The organism is Candidatus Eisenbacteria bacterium, from assembly GCA_013140805.1.
GTDB lineage: Bacteria > Eisenbacteria > RBG-16-71-46 > RBG-16-71-46 > RBG-16-71-46 > JABFRW01.
The window spans coordinates 1-17,647 of sequence record JABFRW010000185.1; the positions used below are offsets into that span (position 1 = coordinate 1).

Here is a 17,647-nt window from a genome sequence, read left to right on the forward strand (position 1 = left end):
GTACGCGGACCCCGAACGCGCGCGCCGCGAGCTACCGACACTCGCGATGCTGGGCGCTTCGCGCGCGACGCTCGACGAGCGCGCCGCGCGACTGGCCGCCGAGCTGTGCGCGCGCGTGCCGGGCCTCGAAACCCGAGTCGTGGCAGGGTTCGGCGAGGTCGGCGGCGGCTCGCTGCCCCTGCAGAAGTTGCCGGGGCCGGTGGTCGAAGTTCAGCATCCGACGCTCGAGGGTGGCGCGCTCGAGGGCCTCGCACGCCTCGCGGATCCGCCGGTCATCGGGATCGTGCGTGCGGGTCACTTTCGGCTCGATCCGCGAACGCTCGCAGAGGCCGAAGTCGCCACCGCCGCGATGGCCCTGGCTCGCGTCTGGAAGCCCGGTGGCGCGGATCGGGACAACGAAAAACCGATTGCCGCCGGCCCTTCCTCCAGCTAACTTCACACGCCTCAGGCACTCCGCAGCGCTCACGCGTCCCGCCCGAACAGGATGCTCAGGGCGGTGAATGATCTCCGAGCGAACGAACGGGTTCGACCCCCCGACTTCGCCGAGCCGAAGGGACAAGGATGTTTCTGCACAAGCTCGAAATCCAGGGCTTCAAGTCGTTCGTCGACCGCACCGAAGTGTTCTTCAGCGACGGCGTCACGGGTGTCATCGGTCCGAACGGCTGCGGCAAGACCAACGTCTCGGACGCGATCCGCTGGGTGCTCGGCGAGCAGAGCGCCAAGCTGCTGCGTGGCGACACCATGGAAGACGTGATCTTCAACGGTGCCCCGAGTCGCAAGCCGCTCGGCATGGCCGAGGTGCACCTCACGTTCAAGAACGATCGCGGTCTGCTGCCGACCGAGTTCGCCGAGGTCACCGTCTCGCGCCGGGTGTTCCGTTCCGGGCTCTCGGAGTACTTCCTCAACAAGACACCGTGCCGCCTCAAGGATATCCGCGACCTGTTCTTCGACACCGGCATGGGCAGCCACGCCTACTCGGTGATCGAGCGCCAGATGGTGGACCAGGTGCTGTCCGACAACTCGGGACACCGCCGCTTCCTGTTCGAGGAGGCCTCGGGCATCACCAAGTACAAGGCGCGCAAGCGCGAGACGCTGCAGAAGCTCGACGCGACCGAATCCGATCTCACGCGTCTCAACGACATCGTGTTCGAGATCGAGCGCGAGCTGCGCTCGCTGGCCCGCCAGGTCGGCAAGGCGCGCCGCTTCGCGCGGCTGCGCGACGAGATCCAGGCGCTCGATCTGACGTTGACCGCGGGACGGGTCGCGGAGCTTCGCACCCGTGAGAAGGAGCTGGCCGAGCAGTGGCAGGAAGAGGCGGTGCGCCGCGAGGGCGTCACGGTCGAGGTCGATCTGCTCGAAGTGCGACTGAACGATCAGCGACTCACGCTGCTCGAGCTGGAGCGCGAGCTGTCGACCGCGCAGGCGGGCCTGCGGGACCGTGAAGACGCGCGGGGCCAGGCCGAGCACCAGATCGTGCTGCTGCGCGAGCGGGTCGCAGGTCTGCTGCGTCGCGCCGAGGAAGCCGCCGAAGAAGCGGCTCGCATGCGCGAGCGCCTCGCGGAGGTGCAGACGCGCGAACGCGAAGCCGAAGCGAAGCTCGCGGAATGCCGCGCCTCGCTCGGCGGCGCGCAGAGCGACGCGGATGCCTCCGAGCAGGCGCTGCAGGCCGTCGACGGCGAGCTGCGCGAGCGCCGTCACGTCGCGCAGGATCATCGGCAGCTGTCGCTCGACCTGTTCTCGGCCGAAGCCGAGAAGCGTGCGGCCTGCGATCGGGTTCGCGAACGAATGGCCGCACTCGCGGAGCGCCGCGAGAGTGCCGAACGCCGCGTGGCGGAACTCGGCGCACGGCTCGAGGAGCTGGATCGCGTCGCGACCAGCGGGGAGGCGCGCCGCGTTGCACTGGCGGCGGACCTCGACGAGTCCAAGCGCATGCTGCTCGAGCTCGAGGCCGCGATCGCCGCGGCGAGCCACTCGGTCGGCAGCGCTGACGAGTCGCTGTCGCAATTGCGTCAGGATGCCGCCGCGGCCGAATCGCGACTCGAAACGCTGCTCGAGCTCAAGCGCGGCCTCGATGGCGTCTCCGAGGGCGCTCGCGTGCTGCTGTCGTCCGACGATCGCATTGCGGGTCTGGTCGGGCTGGTGGCCGACGTGCTCGAGGTGCCGTCGCGGTTCCTCGAAGCGCTCGAAGCCTCGCTCGGCGAGGCGTCGGCGTTCGTACTGGCCGAGGACCGCGATGCGCTCGATGCTTCGCTCGAGCGTCTGCGAGTGCTCGAGAGCGGGCGCGCGACACTGGTGGATCTGAGCGCACTGACGACCGGAACGCTCACCGCGCTGCCGGACGGTCCGGGTGTGGTCGGGCGCGCCTCCGAACTGGTGCGCTGCGACGCCCGCTTCCGCCCGCTCGTGGATCGGTTGCTCGGAGCCGTGGTGGTCGTCGAGGATCGAGCCGCCGCAGCGCGACTCGCGGTTCAATCCGAAGGGGGCTTGCGGTTCGTGAGCCTCGACGGCGAGGTGTGGGAGCGCGGACGCGTGCGCGCGGGATCGCGACTCTCGACCGGCCTGTTGCACCGTGAGATGGAGATCCGCGAATTGTCCGGCCGGCTCGCCGACCTGCGGTTGGCAGTCGAGGCGCAGGGGCGCGAGCGCGCTTCGCACGATGCGGCGCGCAATGCGGCGATCGCGGCCCGCGCCACGGCCGTGAGCGACGTCGACGCACGACGTGAAGCGCTCGAACGCGCCGCACGCGATCTCGATGCGACCGCGCGCGATCGCCAGTGGACCGAACAGGAGACCCGCGAGAGGCGCGACGAGATCGCCGCATTCGCGATCGAGATCGAGGGCCTCGACCGCGCTCAGGTCCGAGCCGAAGCGGACCTCGGCGAGTTCCAGCAGCAGCTCGAGAAGGCGCGACTTGAGGTCGCCGATCTCGACGGCGTGGTGGTGGAGCTCGAGGGCCGGCGCGACGAGGCGTCGGCGCGCGCCCAGGCCGCGCGCGAGCGGCTGCTGGCGCTGGCGCGCGAGCAGGGCGAGTGGGAAGCCCAGTGGGGCCGCGCCGAACAGACCCGCCGCGAACTCGAATCGGGACTCGGTGGTCGCGCAGAAGAAGAAGCGCAGTCGCGCGCCCGCATCGTCGAGATCGAAGCCCAGGTGACCGGCATCGAGGCAGGACTCGCGGGCCTGCTCGAGTCCGAGTCCACGCAGCGTGCGCGCGTCACCGAGCTGCAGGGGCGGTTCGTCGCGCTCAAGGAAGAACTGCAGAGCGGCGACGACGCCGCGCGTCACAAGCGCTTCGCACAGACCGAACTGGCCGAGCTGCTGCATCAGATCGAGCTCGACCGCCTGCAGTCGCGCGCCGAATTGGAGCGCACGTTCGAGCGGCTGCGCACCGAGTACCGCATGGACCCCGAGCAGTGGAATCCGGAACCGGCCGCCGAGGGATTCGACGCGGCCCAGGCGCAGACCCAGCTCGAGGAACTGCGCGGTCGCTTCGGCGCGCTCGGGCCCGTCAATCTGCTGGCGCTCGAGGACTACACCACCCGCAAGGATCGCCACGAGTTCCTGACCGTTCAGCGCGCCGATCTGGTTTCAGCCCGCGAACAGCTCCTCGAGGCCATTCAAAAGATCAATACCACCGCGAGCGATCTGTTCCGCGACACGTTCGAGAAGGTGCAGGGTCACTTCCGCGACATCTTCAAGACCCTGTTCGAGGGTGGCGACGCCGAGCTGCGTGCGCTCGGCGAGGATCCGCTCGAGTGTGAGATCGAGATCGTCGCCAAGCCGCGCGGCAAGCACCTGCAGAGCGTGACGCTGATGTCCGGCGGCGAGCGCGCGCTGACCGCGATCGCGCTGCTGTTCGCGATCTACCTGGTCAAGCCGTCGCCGTTCTGTCTGCTCGACGAGGTCGACGCGCCGCTCGACGATGCGAACGTCGATCGCTTCCTGCGCATGCTGCGGCGGTTCGCGAACCGCACGCAGTTCGTCATCATCACGCACAACAAGAAGACCATGGAGGCGGCCGACGTTCTGTACGGCGTGACCATGCAGGAGCTGGGCCTCTCGAAACTGGTCTCGGTGCGATTCGACGGGGTGGAGAGCGCGGATCCGTCACTCGCGCCGCGTGAACTCGTGGAGTCCGCGGCCGGCTGAGTCGACCGCATGGCGAGCGCGCTCCCGTCCGGCCCCGGTGGCCGGGCGGGAGTTCGCGCGAAAGGAAGACCGTGGGGTTGTGGGAGCGCCTGCGCAGCGGCTTGACCCGCACGCGAGAGCAGCTCGTTTCGCAGGTGGGCGCGGTGCTGGGCCTTCGGGGCCCGATCGATCCGCAGACGCTCGAGCCGCTCGAGGACGCCCTGCTGCTCGCCGACGTGGGACCCGCGACGGTCGAGCGGCTGATCGCCTCCGCGCGCGACCTCATGGGACGCGATCGCGACCTCGAGCTGGGCCGTGCACTCGAACTCGCCGCGATCGAGATCCTGGGCCGTCAGCGCCTGGCGTTCGAGCCCGGGCCGAACGCGCCGTGGGTCGCGCTGATCGTCGGCGTCAACGGAGTCGGCAAGACCACGCTCGCGGGCAAGCTGGCCGCGAGCTTTGCGCGCGACGGCCGACGCACGTTGCTGGTGGCCGGCGATACCTTCCGCGCCGCGGCGAGCGATCAGCTCGCGGTGTGGGCGGAGCGCGCGGGCGTCGAGCTGGTCCGAGCGCGCGACCTCGCCGACCCTGCGGCGGTCGTGCACGACGGTCTCAGCGCAGCACTCGCTCGCGGGACCGACGTGGTGTTAATCGATACCGCCGGGCGCCTGCACACCAAGCAAAATCTGATGGCCGAGCTCCAGAAGGTGCGGCGTGTGTGTGAGCGCCAGGTTCCGGGGGCTCCGCACCACACGCTGCTGGTGCTGGACGCCAATCTGGGGCAGAACGGCATCGCCCAGGCGCGCGAGTTCCAGAAGGTGATTCCGATCACGAGCCTTGCGATCAACAAACTCGATGGAACCGCCCGCGGAGGCGCGGTGCTCGCGATCGCGGATCAGCTCGGATTGCCGGTGAGTCTCACCGGGCTCGGCGAGGGTCTCGAGGACTGGGAGCGGTTCGATCCCGAAGCGTTCGCGCGCGGATTGTTCTCGACGCGAGTTCCGTCCGGTTGACGTCGCCGCGCGGCGGTGTGATTCAGCGGCCGTTCGGGAGCAGCGACTTCATGCGCACGCGCTTCGGCACCACGGTGGCCGGATAGTCGCCGACGCCGTAGCCGACCACCCGAGTGACGCCACTTGCGCGCTCGACCAGCCGGGTGCGCGCGCCGGACGAGAATCCAGTTCGCCAGCTCTTGATCTCGATCACGTCGGTGATCGCTTCCCGCACCAGATGCGTGATCGGCACGTCGTCGCTCATGCTGCGGGTCCGCACTTCGAGGCGATGCACCTCGATCGTGCTGTCGGCTTTGGCGCTCTCGTCGACCAGTCGATTGGTCTCGCGCACCCTGACGCCGCGATAGCTCCCGTACGGCACGTTCACGGTGTCGACTCCCAGCGTGTCGAACTCGGCGCTCGGGCGATTCGGATTGTCTTCGAGTCGCCTGCGATTCGCCGCCCGGATCTTCATCTCGTTGGCGTCGCGGCGCTGGATCATCTCGACCGGCTCGCCCTGCGCGTCGAACTCGCGGATGTGCTTGCGCAGGAACCAGCCAGGTCGCTTGACCGCGAGCGAATCGCCGAACGCCTGATAGGAGACCATCGACGCCAACGTCTTCGGAAAGTCGCCGACGTCTTCGGTGAGCGTTTCGATCCAGAAGCCCGGCTCACCCCACAGCTCCTCTTCACCGCCGATGATGAGCGTCGTGTAGTACTCCTGGTAGGCGCCGCTCTCGCCTTTCACCACCGTGAGGTACCGCACCCAGGATCCGACCTTGAAGGTCGCCGGCTTGGAGTAGTCCACCATGGCCGAGCCTTCGACCGCGGGGTCCGAATCCGACGCGGAGCCCCGCACCGAGGTAAGTGCGAGGGCCAGCACGAAGAGTGGGAGGAGTCGGACGGCACGAGGCATGCAAAGCTCCACGGATCGGGTCGGTGAGGAACCGGGCTCGCCGGCGCGGCGGTGGATTATCGCGCAGCCGCGCGCCGCGCCCAAGTTCGGTCCACGTCAGATCTGCATGCCTCGGTCCCGTCCCGCTCCCGCGTCGACGCCAACGTGAACGATTTCGCTTCCGAAGTGGTCGTATCGGCGCCGGGTCCGGTGCCGGCGCCGATACTCGATCCCGGGCTGGCTCCGCGCGGTGCAGGGGCGAGTGCGCGCCGGCGCACGGGGCCGCGCGAGCGGCTGAACCTGCAGGGCGCCGGCGCGCTGACCGATGGCGAGCTGATCGCGCTGGTGCTGGGCTCGGGCGTGGCGGGGCGAGGTGCGCTGCGGATCGGTGCCGGGCCATCATGCGATCCGCGGCCCCGACGACGTGATGAGCTGCGTGCCCGACCTGATCCGCGAGCGGCGCGAGCACTTCGTGGTGCTGCTGCTCAACGCGCGTCACGAGCTGCAGGCGCGCGAGACGATCTCGATCGGGAGCCTCAACGCATCGATCGTTCACCCGCGCGAGGTGTTCCTGCCGGCAATTCTTCAATCGGCGGCGAGTGTCGTGCTGGTCCACAACCATCCGAGCGGTGATCCCGAGCCCAGCGAGGAGGACCTCACGATCACCCGCCGGCTGGTGCAGGTCGGCGACCTGATCGGGATCGGAGTGCTGGACCACGTGATCGTGGCGGCACGCGGACACCTGAGCTTTCGGTCGCGCGGGCTGCTGTGAGCGGGCGGCCGGACTAGCCCGACGAGGGCGCGCGGCGGATCAGCATCAGCGTGAGGTCGTCGGTGCGCGGCGCGTCGCCGAGGAAGTTGTCGACGCGCTGGAGCACTTCGGCGCGAGCCGCGGGGAGCGACTCGAAGCCACACACCGCGCGCATCACCTCGTGGACGCGTTCGTCGTCGAACATCTGGCCATCCGGCGTCTGAGCCTCGGGAATGCCGTCGCTGAACAGCGCGAGCAGCCCGCCGGGTTCGATGCGAACCGACTGGGTGGTGTACGGGAACTCGGCGAGCACGCCGAACGGCAGGCCGGTGCTCTCCAGCTCGATCACAGTGTCCCTGGACACCAGGCACGGCGAGGGGTGCCCCGCGTTGACGTAGTCGAGTGCCCCGGTCGCCGGATCGAGACAGCCCACGATCCCGGTCACGAAGCGTCCCGCGTCGGTGCTGCGGTGCATGAACGAGCTGAGTCGGCTCGAGAGGGCCCCCGGATCGTGCAGCGTCTCGTAGAGGACTCGGGCCGAGGCGAGAAACGACGACATCAGCAATGCGGCACCCATGCCCTTGCCGGTCACGTCGCCGAGTACGAACAGCAGCCGGCCGTCCGGAAGGATCGAGAAGTCGTACAGGTCGCCGCCCACTTCGTAGCACGACTCGAGGCACGCATCGATCTCCCAGCCCGGCAGATGCGGCGGAGTCGGCAACAGCTGGCGCTGGATCTGGGTCGCGGTCTCGAGCTCCTGCGCCATGCGCAACCGCGCCTGCTCGGCATCGAGCAGGCGGGCATTCGTGATCTTGACCGCCGCCATATTGGCGAGCAGCGTGAGCACCTCGAGCTGCGGCTCGCCGAGCAGCAGGCCGGGCTCCTGGCTGTCGACATAGACCAGTCCGAGCACCTTCTGGTTGTCGAACAGCGGCACCGCGAGTGCCGAGCGCACCGCCTGCGCCACGATGCTGTGCTGCTGGCCGAACCGCGGGTCGCTCGCGGTGTCGGCGGTCACCACCGAGGTGCACTCGTCGAGCACCACGCGCAGGATCGAGCTCGAGATCGCGAGCGGACCGTCGGGCCGGCCGGCGCGGACGCGTGCCGCGACCTGCTCGAGTTCCCCGCTCGTCTCGTCGCGCAACAGGATCACGTGGCGCGAAGCGGGCACCGCCCGTACCACCAGGTCGAGCAGGCTTTCGCAGGTCTCGCGCATCGGCCGCGGCAGCACCAGCAGCTGGCCCGCCTCGGCCAGCAGCCCGACCACGGATTGCCCGCCGGCCGGTTCGGCGGTGCGGCGACCGAGGATCTCGTCGGCCCGCACCTTGATCGAGGTGCTGAGCGGCGATCCGTCGGTGAGCTGAACGCTGCGGCGTGCCTCGGGGGAGGTCACCACCAGCATCAGATGTCCGACCTCGATGCGGTCGCCGGCCACGATCGGAAGCGCCTGGACCGCCTCGACTCCATTCACGCGCGTGCCGTTGCGGCTGCCCAGATCGCGCAGCTGATAGCGTTCGCCGTCTCGCAGTACCTCGGCGTGCTCGCGCGAGACGCTCGCGTCCTGGAGCTGGATGGTGCTCTTCGAGGAGCGACCGATCAGGGTGCGCTCGGCGGTCAGCTGCCAGGCGGAGATCTCGGGTCCGGAGGCGGTGGTCAGATAGAGCGGCATGCGCGGCACTCTAGCCTGCCTCGCGACGAGGGTCGACCCCGGGTGCGCTCAGCGCAGGTGAGTGATCCGCGCGATGCGATCCTGGCCGGCCCACCGCACGCGCACGAAGTAGAGCCCCGGTCGAGTTCCGCGCGGCCACTCGAGCTCCAGTGCGGTGGGGCCCGCGCTCAGCGCATCGAAGCGGCGCTCGAACACCCGGCGTCCCGCAATGTCGAGCACTTGGAGCTCGGCGGCGCCGGCGGTCGGCAGCCGCAGGTGAGCCACGAACGGTCCGGCAGTCGGATTGGGTCCCACCGCCAGTTCGAGCGACGGTCGATCGATCGGGACCGCGATCTCGATCTCGGTTCGTTCGGGGTGCTGAACCAGCAGGCGGTAGCGATAGATGCGGCCCGGCGTGACCGAGTCGTCGTGATAGCCGACCGAAGTCGGCGAAACAGTGGATGCGAATCCCACACGACGCCACGCCTCACCCTCGGCCCGGCGCTCGACGCCGAGCCGAGCCCCGTCCGGCAACGCGAGATCCCAGCGAAGTTCCACGCGACCCACGTCCAGCACGGCCACATGGCCACGTGCCTCGGCGTCGAGCGCGGGCCGCGCGACGAAGGCGGGCGAGGTCACGATCTCGAGCTCATTGCCCCATCCATCGCGCGTCACGAGCCGCAGCTCGATCGCTCCGGCGAGTGAGCGCGGCAGCGCGATGCTCGCGAGCCCGCTGTCCGCGACCGCACCGAGTGGCTGCCATCCGATGGCGCCGAGCTCCCGCCATTCGAGCGTCGCACGGGCGTGCGAGTCGTCTCTCAGCTCGAAGCGGACTTCCGGAGTGGCCGCGCTGCCGAGATCGATCGAGTCCGCGGGCTCGCCGTCGGCGAGGACCGCGAACGAGGTCAGCAGCGGAGGGTCGGGGTCGAGGCGTCGGGTATCGAAGCGCGCGCGGACATCGAGGGCTCCCGGCCGGCCGCGCAGCGTCCAGTCGTGGTGCTCGATCTCGAACTGGAAAGGGCCGGGAATCGCGATCGGGACGAACGGCCCACGTGGATCGAAGGCACCGCCGCCCGCGGGCAGGATCCCGCTCGCGATCGGTTCGGAATCACTCGTGAGCCGCCAGCTCGCAGCCGGCGGAAGCAGCGTGCTGCCGGTCATGTCGGTGAACGGGCCGCCGCTGAATCCGAGCGAAGAGAACAGCGCGACCTGACCGGGCGAATTGTTGAAGCGCCCGCGGAACACCGGAGCGAGCGCCCCGAAGCGCAGTGCCTCGCCTCTGAGCACGAAACTCGGCCGCTCGAACAGTGAAAGCGGGTGGATGCCGACGCCGTCTCCTGCGCCGAAATCGAGCGTCGGCGTCGACAACAGCGTGCGCCGCACCAGCGGTCCCGCGTTGAGGTCGATCAGGTCGGTGCGCTGACCCAGGTAGAGATGTCGCGGCGTAGCGGGCGGGACGTACCAGCATTCGAACGTGGTCCCGTCCGTGCCGGCCTCGGCGATCGAGTCGAGCGCCGCGAAGCCGAAGTAGCCGCCGTGCTGGCGATCCGGCACCAGATCGAAGGCAAGCCGTCCGGTGAGTCCTGCAAAGCTCGGGAAGGTCTGACTCAGTCGCCGGAAGGCATCGGAGCGATTGCTCTCGATGCGCGTGGCGAACGGCGCGGCGACCGCGCCCGGCACTGCGAACGAGCGACGAGTCTGCGCGCCGCGCCGCCTCACGTACTCGAGCCGATAGCCGCTGGTGCCGGGCGATACTCGAAAGCTCTGCACGCCGAATCCGCCGTAGGTCGCGAGCAGCACGTGCGAGTCCACCATCACCAGCTCGAAGTCGGTCCGGTCCGCTGCGAGCGGCGTGCCGTCCGGGGCCAGATTCTCGAACGTGATGCGCTCCGTCGCCTCGGCGAACGAGAGCGAAACCGTCCGATCGTCGGTGAGGTCCAAGCCCTCGTGCAGCGCGATCGCCATCTCGCCGCTCGCGGCCGCCGGGTTCCCGAACGCGACGAGATCGTAGCGACCGGCCGGCACGAACAGCGCGTCGAACCCCGGCAGGCGCTCGAACTGCCGGCCCTTGCGATCGTGGATCAGCAGCCGCTCGATGACTTCGGAGTCCTCACTGGCGAATTCGACGCACTCGTGCACGCCGAACGGCACGCGTCGCGTCTGGCCGTCGGCCGCGGATGCGACGAGCGTGCCGCTCCATCCGAATGGCACCGCGTTCGGGGCAGCGAGTGCGTTCGGCGACGCGACCAGCCGAACGATCGCCGTGGCCGTGCCGCCGGCGGCGATCTCGAGTGTTTCGGGCTCGACCGCGATCGCCACGCCGTCTGGCAACGCTCGGCGCTCGAGTGCGAAGTGGAGCCGCAACGGAGCCGCCGACCACGAGCGCACACTCAGCGTCTCGGCTCGCGTCCAGTGCGAGAGCGCCGGGCGCATGCGGCCGAACGAGAGCTTCGACGGTGTCACCAGCCATCGCGCACTCGCGGCGGCATAGGCATCGAGGCGACCCGCTCCGGCCGCGAATGAATCCGCCGCGTTCGGGCGTGCGGTCTCGACCAGTGCGGCCCGCACGTCTTCGACCGTCCAGTCCTGATGCTGCTCGATCAGCAGCGCGGCCACTCCTGCCACGTGCGGAGCCGCCATGCTGGTGCCCGATCGAGTGGCCGTGCCACCGCCGGGGGCGAGCGACAGGATCTCGACCCCCGGAGCGCACAACTCGGGCTTGAGATCGAAAGTCCCCTGCACCGGTCCACGCGAAGAGAACCCGGCGATCTGGTCGTTGTCGTCGCTGGCGGCGACGCTGATCGCCGCGCGCGCCGATGCGGGGGTGCTGATGCTGAACGGCACGCCCGAGTTGCCGGCGGCCACGACACACACGGTGCCGAGTGCGCTCAGCGCGTCGATCGCCACCGCGCCCGGGTCGTCGGCGCTGCCGAAGCTCGAGCCGAGGCTCAGGTTCACGACATCGAGAGCGTCGTCGGTGGCGGGATCACCGTCGGGGTCGGCGGAGCGCTCGAGTGCCGCGATGATGTTGGACATCGGTCCGAAACCGCCCGAGCCGAGCACCTTGTAGGCGTAGAGCGTGGCGCGCGGTGCCACTCCGCGCAGTCCGGAGCCGTCGGCCGCCACGATGCCGGCGACGTGGGTGCCGTGCCCCTCGTCGTCCATCGGGTCGGCATCGTCGTTGAAGAAGTCCCAACCACCCGCGACCCGGAATCCCGGGCCGAATCCGCCGCCGAGCCATGGATGGTGATAGTCCACACCGGTGTCGATGATGCCGACTCGCACGCCGGCGCCGGTGAAGCCGAACTCTCCCCACACGCGATCGGCGCGAATCAGCGGGACACTCGAGAAGAGCGAGGCCCTCACCTCGACGTCCGGCGACACCGACTGCACGTAGGGCAACGCTTTCAGCTGCGACTCGAGCGCCGCCGGCACCTGCACCGCTACACCCGAGAGCAGGCGTGAGAATCGTTGGCGAATCGCGATACCCGGCGCAATCGCGGTGCCCGCGGTCGCGGCCGCGAGTCGCGCCAGGTCGTTCTCGAAGCGCGCGGTGACTCGATCGACCTCGGCCGCCTGGTCGCGACGGACGGTACTGCCCTGCTTCGAAAACGCGGCGGGGCCATGGAAGCGAACGATGATCGAGCGCAGGTTGTCGTCGCGCACGATCGCGTAGGTCACCGGGCCGTCGGGCCCGAAGATCCGCCACACGCCGGAGTCGGGTCGCAGCGCCTGGTCGCGGGAGGAATCCGCGGCGAGGCCGGGGCGCACCACCCCGAACTCACGGCTCGCGCCCGATGCGGGCGCCGGCCGCGACGAGGCCGCGGCCAGACACAGGGCTGCAATCAGGATCAGCCGAGCGGACATGAGGAGTTCTCGGGGGTGAACGGCCCGGTGCCGGGCAAGAATAGCCCAGCACGCATGTCTCGGCCATGCCCGGCCGGGCTGCGGCCGGGGAACGGCTCCCCGGTCCTGCCTTTCTTCTTATGACTTGGGGCGGCTAGTGTCGTTCACCATGTGGGACGGCACAGATCCGGACGGGGTTTCCGACGAAGCGCTCATTCATGCTTTTCAGAGCCACTCGGTCGAAAACCTCAAGCGACAGGCGGTTTCGCTGCTGATCGGTCGCTGGCAGGGGCGCGTCTACCAGTGGGTGCGACGCTTCGTTCGCGAGCACGAGCAGGCGCTGGATCTGGCTCAGGACTGCCTCATTCAGATGTACGAAGCACTGCCGTGCTACGAGTCGCGCGGAAAGTTTTCGGCCTGGTTGTTCACCATCGTCCACAACAAATGTATGAGCCAGCTCAGACGGCGCCCGCTGATGCGCGATCCAGAGGTCGAGCCGGACGACCTCGTCGGAGGCGGACGCTCGCCGGAGGATGGCTACGAGTCGGCGGAGCAACAGGCGCGAGTGCTGAACGCCGTGCGTGATGCGCTCGAGCCGCATGAGCAGGCTGCGCTGTGGTTGCGTGCCTGGGAAGGAATGAGCGTCGAGGACATCACGAGCCTGATGGGGTTCGAAGGGGCGACCGGTGCGCGGGGAGTGCTCCAGACCGCACGCCGCAAGCTCCGCATTGCGCTCGCGGAACCGCGCGGCGAGGGGGGGCTGCACTCATGACCGAGGAACGGTTCACGGCCGACGAGTTCGCGCGGCTCCTGGCGCTCGAGGCACGTGACCCCGAGCGGCTGCGGCTCGAGGCCGATCCGCGGTTCGCCGCCTGGCAGCGCATGCATCTCGAGTTCGAGACCCCGCTTCATTCGAGTGTCGCGCCGGGGGAGCTCGAGCAGGCGAGAGTCGAACTCGCCCATCGGATGCGCGCGGTTCTGGAGCCGACTGAACGCGAGCCTGCTTCGGCGGAGGGGCCGCCGCCGGAGCGCCGGAGTGAGCCGTCGAGTCCTCGGCCGAAGCGCGGTTCGTGGTTCGAACGCTGGATGGGTGGTTCGATGTTGCGGCCCGCGGTGGCGCTCGCGGCCACGGTGGTCGCGGTGAGTGCGGTGTGGTGGATGTCGAATCGCGGACCGGCCCCCGGCATCGAGCGCGGCGCGCGCGACGCCTCGGCTCTGGTGCTGCACGTCGAGTCGGGAATCGACCGCGCCGAGCTGAGCTGGAACGCGATCGCGGGAGCGGAGTCCTACCGCGTGGTGTTCTACGGGGCCGACCTCGCCGAGCTTGCCAGACGCGAGGCCGATGCCGCGCTCGGCCTGAGGCTGGCCGCGGATTCATTGCCAGCGGGCCTGGTGCATGGCGCCGAGGTCGCGGTCGAAGTCGTGGCGATCCAGGGCGAGACGGTGCTCGCGACCTCGAGGGTGGTCACGCTGCGCGTACCGTGAGGCCGCCGCCGCGCTCGGCTCGCTCGGCTCTACGCTGGTCGCGAGGCGTGCATGCGGCGCGCGCGGTGCGCTAGGGTCGCGCGATGCGATTCCAAGTTTCGCTGCTCCCGCACGCCATCGCCTTCGCCGTCGCGCTCTCGCGGGTCGTCGACGGACGCTTGGCGAGCACGGCCGCGGCACCCGCCGATACCTCGCGCGCCGTCGCGCAGCTGCGGGCGGATGCCGATTCACTGCGGCCGCTCACGCGCTCGAGGCTCGCCCGTGAGTTTCTGGCCGCCACTGCGGTGCTGAGCGCTCGTGCGCCTCGCACGGTGTGGCGCGATTCGGCGCGGACGCGGTGGTGGAACGACGTCGAGGCGCGCGCGCTGCCCGACTCGACGCGAGCCCGACTGGTGTCGCGCGAGCTGGACGAATCCTTCTTCTGGAACACACGCTACGGGTCGCCGCTCTCGTACGTGCGAGCGCTCGAGATCGCGGCGCGCCACGGATTCGAGGACCTGCGCGGCCGGCGCGTCGCCGACTTCGGTTGCGGCATGATCGGTCAGCTCCAGCTCATGGCCTCTCGCGGTGCCGAGGTGATCGGCATCGACGTCGACGCGATGCTGCGCGTGCTGTACAGCGAGTCCCGAGATCTGGGAGAAATCCGTGGCGACGATGGCCGCCGCGGGCGCACCCGGTTGGCGATCGGGCGCTGGCCGGCCGAGCCGGCGGTGGTGACGGAGGTCGGCGGAGGATTCGATCTCTTCCTGTCCAAGAACACGCTCAAGAACGGCTACCTGCACCCCGCCGAGAAGGTCGATCTGCGCATGCTGGTCGACCTCGGCGTTTCGGACAGCGCGTTCGTCGCAGCACTCGCACGGGTCGTCAAGCCGGGGGGACTCGTGGTGATCTACAACCTGTCACCGGCCCCTGCGCCGCCCGACAAGCCCTACCTACCGTGGGCGGACGGTCGCTGTCCGTTCCCACGCGAGCGTTGGGAGGCGAGCGGCTTCGAGGTGCTGACCTACGACGAGGACGACGGCCCGGCGGCGCGCGCGATGGGACACGCGCTGGGTTGGGACCGGGGCGACGGAGGCATGAAGCTCGAGAGCGACCTGTTCGCCCACGTCAGCGTGTTCCGCCGTCGCTGACGCTCGAGTTCGTGATTCCGCACTCTCCCTTGGCCGCCGCCCAAGCGGGTTCCCGCCATGACTGTTCGACCACCGATCAGCGAGGTCGCGGGGCGAGCTCCTGGTAGCGGTAGGTGGAGTCCAGTTCGCGAGCGAACTCGAGGCCTTCGAGTTCGGTGAGCACGATTTCGGCCGTTGTGTAGATCCGCGTGCCGTCCATCAGGTGGCCGCCGACAGCTGGGCGGCAGCCAGCAGAGCGCATCAAATCAATCGAAGCATCGGGGTCTCCGTCGAGGCGGCAGGTCGGGGAGGTAAGGCTTGCGGCGACGCAACGCGGCGAGCACTATCCCGCGCAACCCGCCGCGATGGGAAGGCGTTGCGTCACGACCGCGCGCGGGCCGGGGGTGCACGATGTGGAGTACCGAGACCTACTGGTTCGACGCGACGCTCGCGACCGGGCTCTTGATGTTGGGGCACCTGTTCTTCGGTCACTTCGAGGCGCACAAGCCGCGCTGGAGGCTGCTGCTCAAGTCGCTGCTCGGCGTCGCCATGGTGCTCGGAATCTCGGCGACTGCCGGGCGCGGATGGACCTATGCGTTCATCGGACTGATCGGCGTGGGCGTGGTGGTGGTGCACGGCTGGTGGTTGCCGAAGCAGGGTGTCAACGGCTGGACCGGCGAGCCGCGCGCTCGCTACTACGAACTGCTGGGACTCGACGAGCAGGGTCGACGGCGTCCGCGTGATGCGTGACGTTCACGGCAGGTGGCCGCAAGAGGGCCGCACATGAAGAGCGCTGCTCGAAGCTCGCTCACCGTGCACGCGAAAGCCGGATGGTTCGTGGTCGGTGCCGGACGCAACGGCGCCGAGTACAGCGTTCTGTTGATCGTGGCGCTGCTGTGCGTGGGCGCGCAGGCCGCGCGGCCCCGCACCTCGCGCCGCTGACGCTGGGGCGGAGGTCAGTGTCAATCGATTGACTTCGCCACGAAGTGCCACGGATGATCGACGCCGCAGATCCTCACTCGCACAGGCCTTTCCCTCAAACCAGAAGACCACCCCATGCGCACACAAACCTGTCTCGTCCTGCTCGCACTTCTTCACCTTGTGGCGACGCCCAAGTCCTTCGCGGCCGAGACACCGAAGTCGAACGAGCAGCGCGTCCGCGACTACGTGTCGGCCTGTAACGAACGAGAGATCGACACCATGTTGGATATGGTGACCGACGACATCCAGTGGCTCAGTATCGCGGGCGACACGATCACCGTCGAAACTCAGGGCAAGACAGAGTTGCGCGAGAGTCTGGCGGCCTATTTCAAATCCACGCCGAGTGCCAGGTCGGAGTTGGAGTGGGTGCGGCCGACTGCGTCCCGCGTGGCCGCGCTCGAGCGAGCCGCGTGGCAGGGTAAGACGGGTCCGAAGTCCCAGGCGGGTCTTTCCGTTTACGAGTTCAGCGGTGGGCTGATTTCCAGAGTCTATTACTACCCTGCCGAGAAGTGAGGGCGCGACCTGACCATGGGCTGCGGCGAACAGGCTCCGCGGTCACGGCTCATCTTGCGACGAACCTCCGCGCCTCATACGCCCGATACTGAAGCGCCTCTGCCAGTCGCATCGCGCTGACGCGTTCTTCACCCGCGAGGTCGGCGATCGTGCGGGCCACGCGCAGCGCGCGGTGCACGGCGCGCGCCGAGATCCCGCCGCGGTCGACTGCGTCCTCGATCATCCGTGCGCCGGCCCGGTCGAGCATCGCACAGTGCCGTAGCGCGCTATTCGAGAGCATCGCGTTCAAGCCGCCGCGCTCCCGCTGACGCGCCCGCGCCGCGAGCACCCGGGCGTGGACGGTCGCGCTCGATTCGCCGGGCGCGACGCGCAGCAGCTCGTCCGAAGTCAGCGCCGGGACCTCGATCTGCAGGTCGAGCCGATCGAGGATCGGTCCGCTCACGCGGGTCGCATAGCGCGCCAGGTCGGTGGGGGTGCACGAGCAGCTGCGACGGGGATGCCCGAGCCACCCGCACGGGCACGGATTCATAGCCGCGATCAGCAGCACCACGGCGGGAAAGCGCACCGTCATCGCGGCCCGCGCGATCCACGCCTCGCCGCTCTCGAGCGGCTCGCGCAGGGCCTCGAGCAGGCTGCGCGGATACTCGGCGAGTTCGTCCAGGAACAGCACGCCCTGGTGCGCGAGCGACAGTTCACCGGGGCGCGGAGGCGAGCCGCCGCCGATCAAGCCGGCGCGCGAGACCGAGTGATGCGGGGCCCGGAACGCCGGGCGCCTCATCAGGCCGCGACCGGGGGGGCGCACGCCGGCCACCGAGTGCAGCCGCGTCACCACCCGCGCCTCGGTGTCGTCGAGCGACGGAAGCAGCGATGGCAGGCGTCGCGCGAGCATCGACTTGCCGCACCCGGGTGGACCGACGAGCAGCAGATGATGCCCACCCGCCGCTGCGACTTCGAGCGCGCGGCGGGCCACTGCGAGCCCGCGCACCTCGGCGAGATCGTGTTCGGCTTCGCCCCCAAAGTCCGGAGCTGCGGCGACCGCGCGCGAGGGCTGCGACGTCCCGCGCGCCCACTCGACCGCCTCGGTCAGCGAGCGCACCGCGTGCACCACCAGCTCGCCGACCAACGCCGCCTCGGGCGCCGAGTCGAAGGGACACAGCAGTGTGTGCGCCCCGGCGTTCCACGCGGCCTCGGCGAGTCCCAGCGTGCCGCGATTCGGCCGCAGGCCGCCGTCGAGCGCGATCTCGCCGATCGCCGCGACTTCCGCGAATCGCTCGTTCGGAATCTGCCCGGTCGCGCTGGGAG

14 protein-coding genes are annotated in these 17,647 nt (G+C 69.4%); 10 read left to right on the forward strand and 4 right to left on the reverse strand.

Translation table 11 applies throughout. The features are described 5' to 3' along the window. The 3 genes from HOP12_14125 to ftsY all read left to right on the forward strand — a co-directional run. Positions 1-433, forward strand: a 433-nt coding sequence (locus HOP12_14125) for an L-seryl-tRNA(Sec) selenium transferase (protein ID NOT35277.1), incomplete at its 5' end; no start/stop codon positions are given. A gap of 128 nt (positions 434-561) precedes the next feature. Beyond that, the gene (gene smc, locus HOP12_14130; GenBank protein NOT35278.1) at positions 562-4,146 is read left to right on the forward strand and encodes a chromosome segregation protein SMC; all 3,585 of its coding nucleotides are present in this window, start codon (positions 562-564) and stop codon (positions 4,144-4,146) included. A 71-nt stretch (positions 4,147-4,217) separates the two neighbouring features. Continuing rightward, positions 4,218-5,138: a signal recognition particle-docking protein FtsY gene (gene ftsY / locus HOP12_14135; GenBank protein ID NOT35279.1), complete on the forward strand. Its 921-nt coding sequence runs from the start codon at positions 4,218-4,220 to the stop codon at positions 5,136-5,138. 22 nt (positions 5,139-5,160) lie between these two features. On the opposite strand, the gene HOP12_14140 is transcribed toward ftsY, so the two are convergent. After that, the gene (locus tag HOP12_14140; protein NOT35280.1) at positions 5,161-6,033 is read right to left on the reverse strand and encodes a hypothetical protein; all 873 of its coding nucleotides are present in this window, start codon (positions 6,031-6,033) and stop codon (positions 5,161-5,163) included. A gap of 406 nt (positions 6,034-6,439) precedes the next feature. On the opposite strand from HOP12_14140, the gene HOP12_14145 reads away from it, so the two are divergent. Next, positions 6,440-6,784 carry a hypothetical protein gene (locus HOP12_14145; protein ID NOT35281.1) on the forward strand — a complete coding sequence of 115 codons (345 nt, stop codon included), beginning with the start codon at positions 6,440-6,442 and terminating at the stop codon, positions 6,782-6,784. A 13-nt stretch (positions 6,785-6,797) separates the two neighbouring features. Here the strand turns inward: HOP12_14145 and HOP12_14150 are convergent, their stop codons facing one another. Then, the gene (locus HOP12_14150) at positions 6,798-8,441 is read right to left on the reverse strand and encodes a SpoIIE family protein phosphatase (protein ID NOT35282.1); all 1,644 of its coding nucleotides are present in this window, start codon (positions 8,439-8,441) and stop codon (positions 6,798-6,800) included. 39 nt (positions 8,442-8,480) lie between these two features. Next, positions 8,481-12,278 (reverse strand): S8 family serine peptidase, encoded by a 3,798-nt coding sequence (locus HOP12_14155; protein ID NOT35283.1) that lies wholly within the window; start codon positions 12,276-12,278, stop codon positions 8,481-8,483. Between the two features lie 148 nt (positions 12,279-12,426). Here HOP12_14155 and HOP12_14160 point away from each other — a divergent pair, with 148 nt between their 5' ends. From HOP12_14160 to HOP12_14185, 6 genes are all read left to right on the forward strand, one after another. Then, positions 12,427-13,029: a sigma-70 family RNA polymerase sigma factor gene (locus HOP12_14160; GenBank protein ID NOT35284.1), complete on the forward strand. Its 603-nt coding sequence runs from the start codon at positions 12,427-12,429 to the stop codon at positions 13,027-13,029. Continuing rightward, positions 13,026-13,742, forward strand: a complete 717-nt coding sequence (locus HOP12_14165) for a hypothetical protein (protein NOT35285.1) — start codon at positions 13,026-13,028, stop codon at positions 13,740-13,742. The genes HOP12_14160 and HOP12_14165 overlap by 4 nt, the downstream gene beginning before the upstream one ends. A gap of 83 nt (positions 13,743-13,825) precedes the next feature. Beyond that, positions 13,826-14,872: a hypothetical protein gene (locus tag HOP12_14170; protein NOT35286.1), complete on the forward strand. Its 1,047-nt coding sequence runs from the start codon at positions 13,826-13,828 to the stop codon at positions 14,870-14,872. A 390-nt stretch (positions 14,873-15,262) separates the two neighbouring features. Beyond that, complete coding sequence (locus HOP12_14175) at positions 15,263-15,601, forward strand: hypothetical protein (protein ID NOT35287.1); 339 nt, start codon at positions 15,263-15,265, stop codon at positions 15,599-15,601. Between the two features lie 33 nt (positions 15,602-15,634). Then, complete coding sequence (locus HOP12_14180) at positions 15,635-15,793, forward strand: hypothetical protein (protein ID NOT35288.1); 159 nt, start codon at positions 15,635-15,637, stop codon at positions 15,791-15,793. Positions 15,794-15,907: 114 nt separating this feature from the next. Then, positions 15,908-16,345 carry a nuclear transport factor 2 family protein gene (locus HOP12_14185; protein NOT35289.1) on the forward strand — a complete coding sequence of 146 codons (438 nt, stop codon included), beginning with the start codon at positions 15,908-15,910 and terminating at the stop codon, positions 16,343-16,345. 49 nt (positions 16,346-16,394) lie between these two features. Here HOP12_14185 and HOP12_14190 read toward each other — a convergent pair. Continuing rightward, positions 16,395-17,647, reverse strand: a 1,253-nt coding sequence (locus HOP12_14190) for a YifB family Mg chelatase-like AAA ATPase (GenBank protein ID NOT35290.1), incomplete at its 5' end; no start/stop codon positions are given.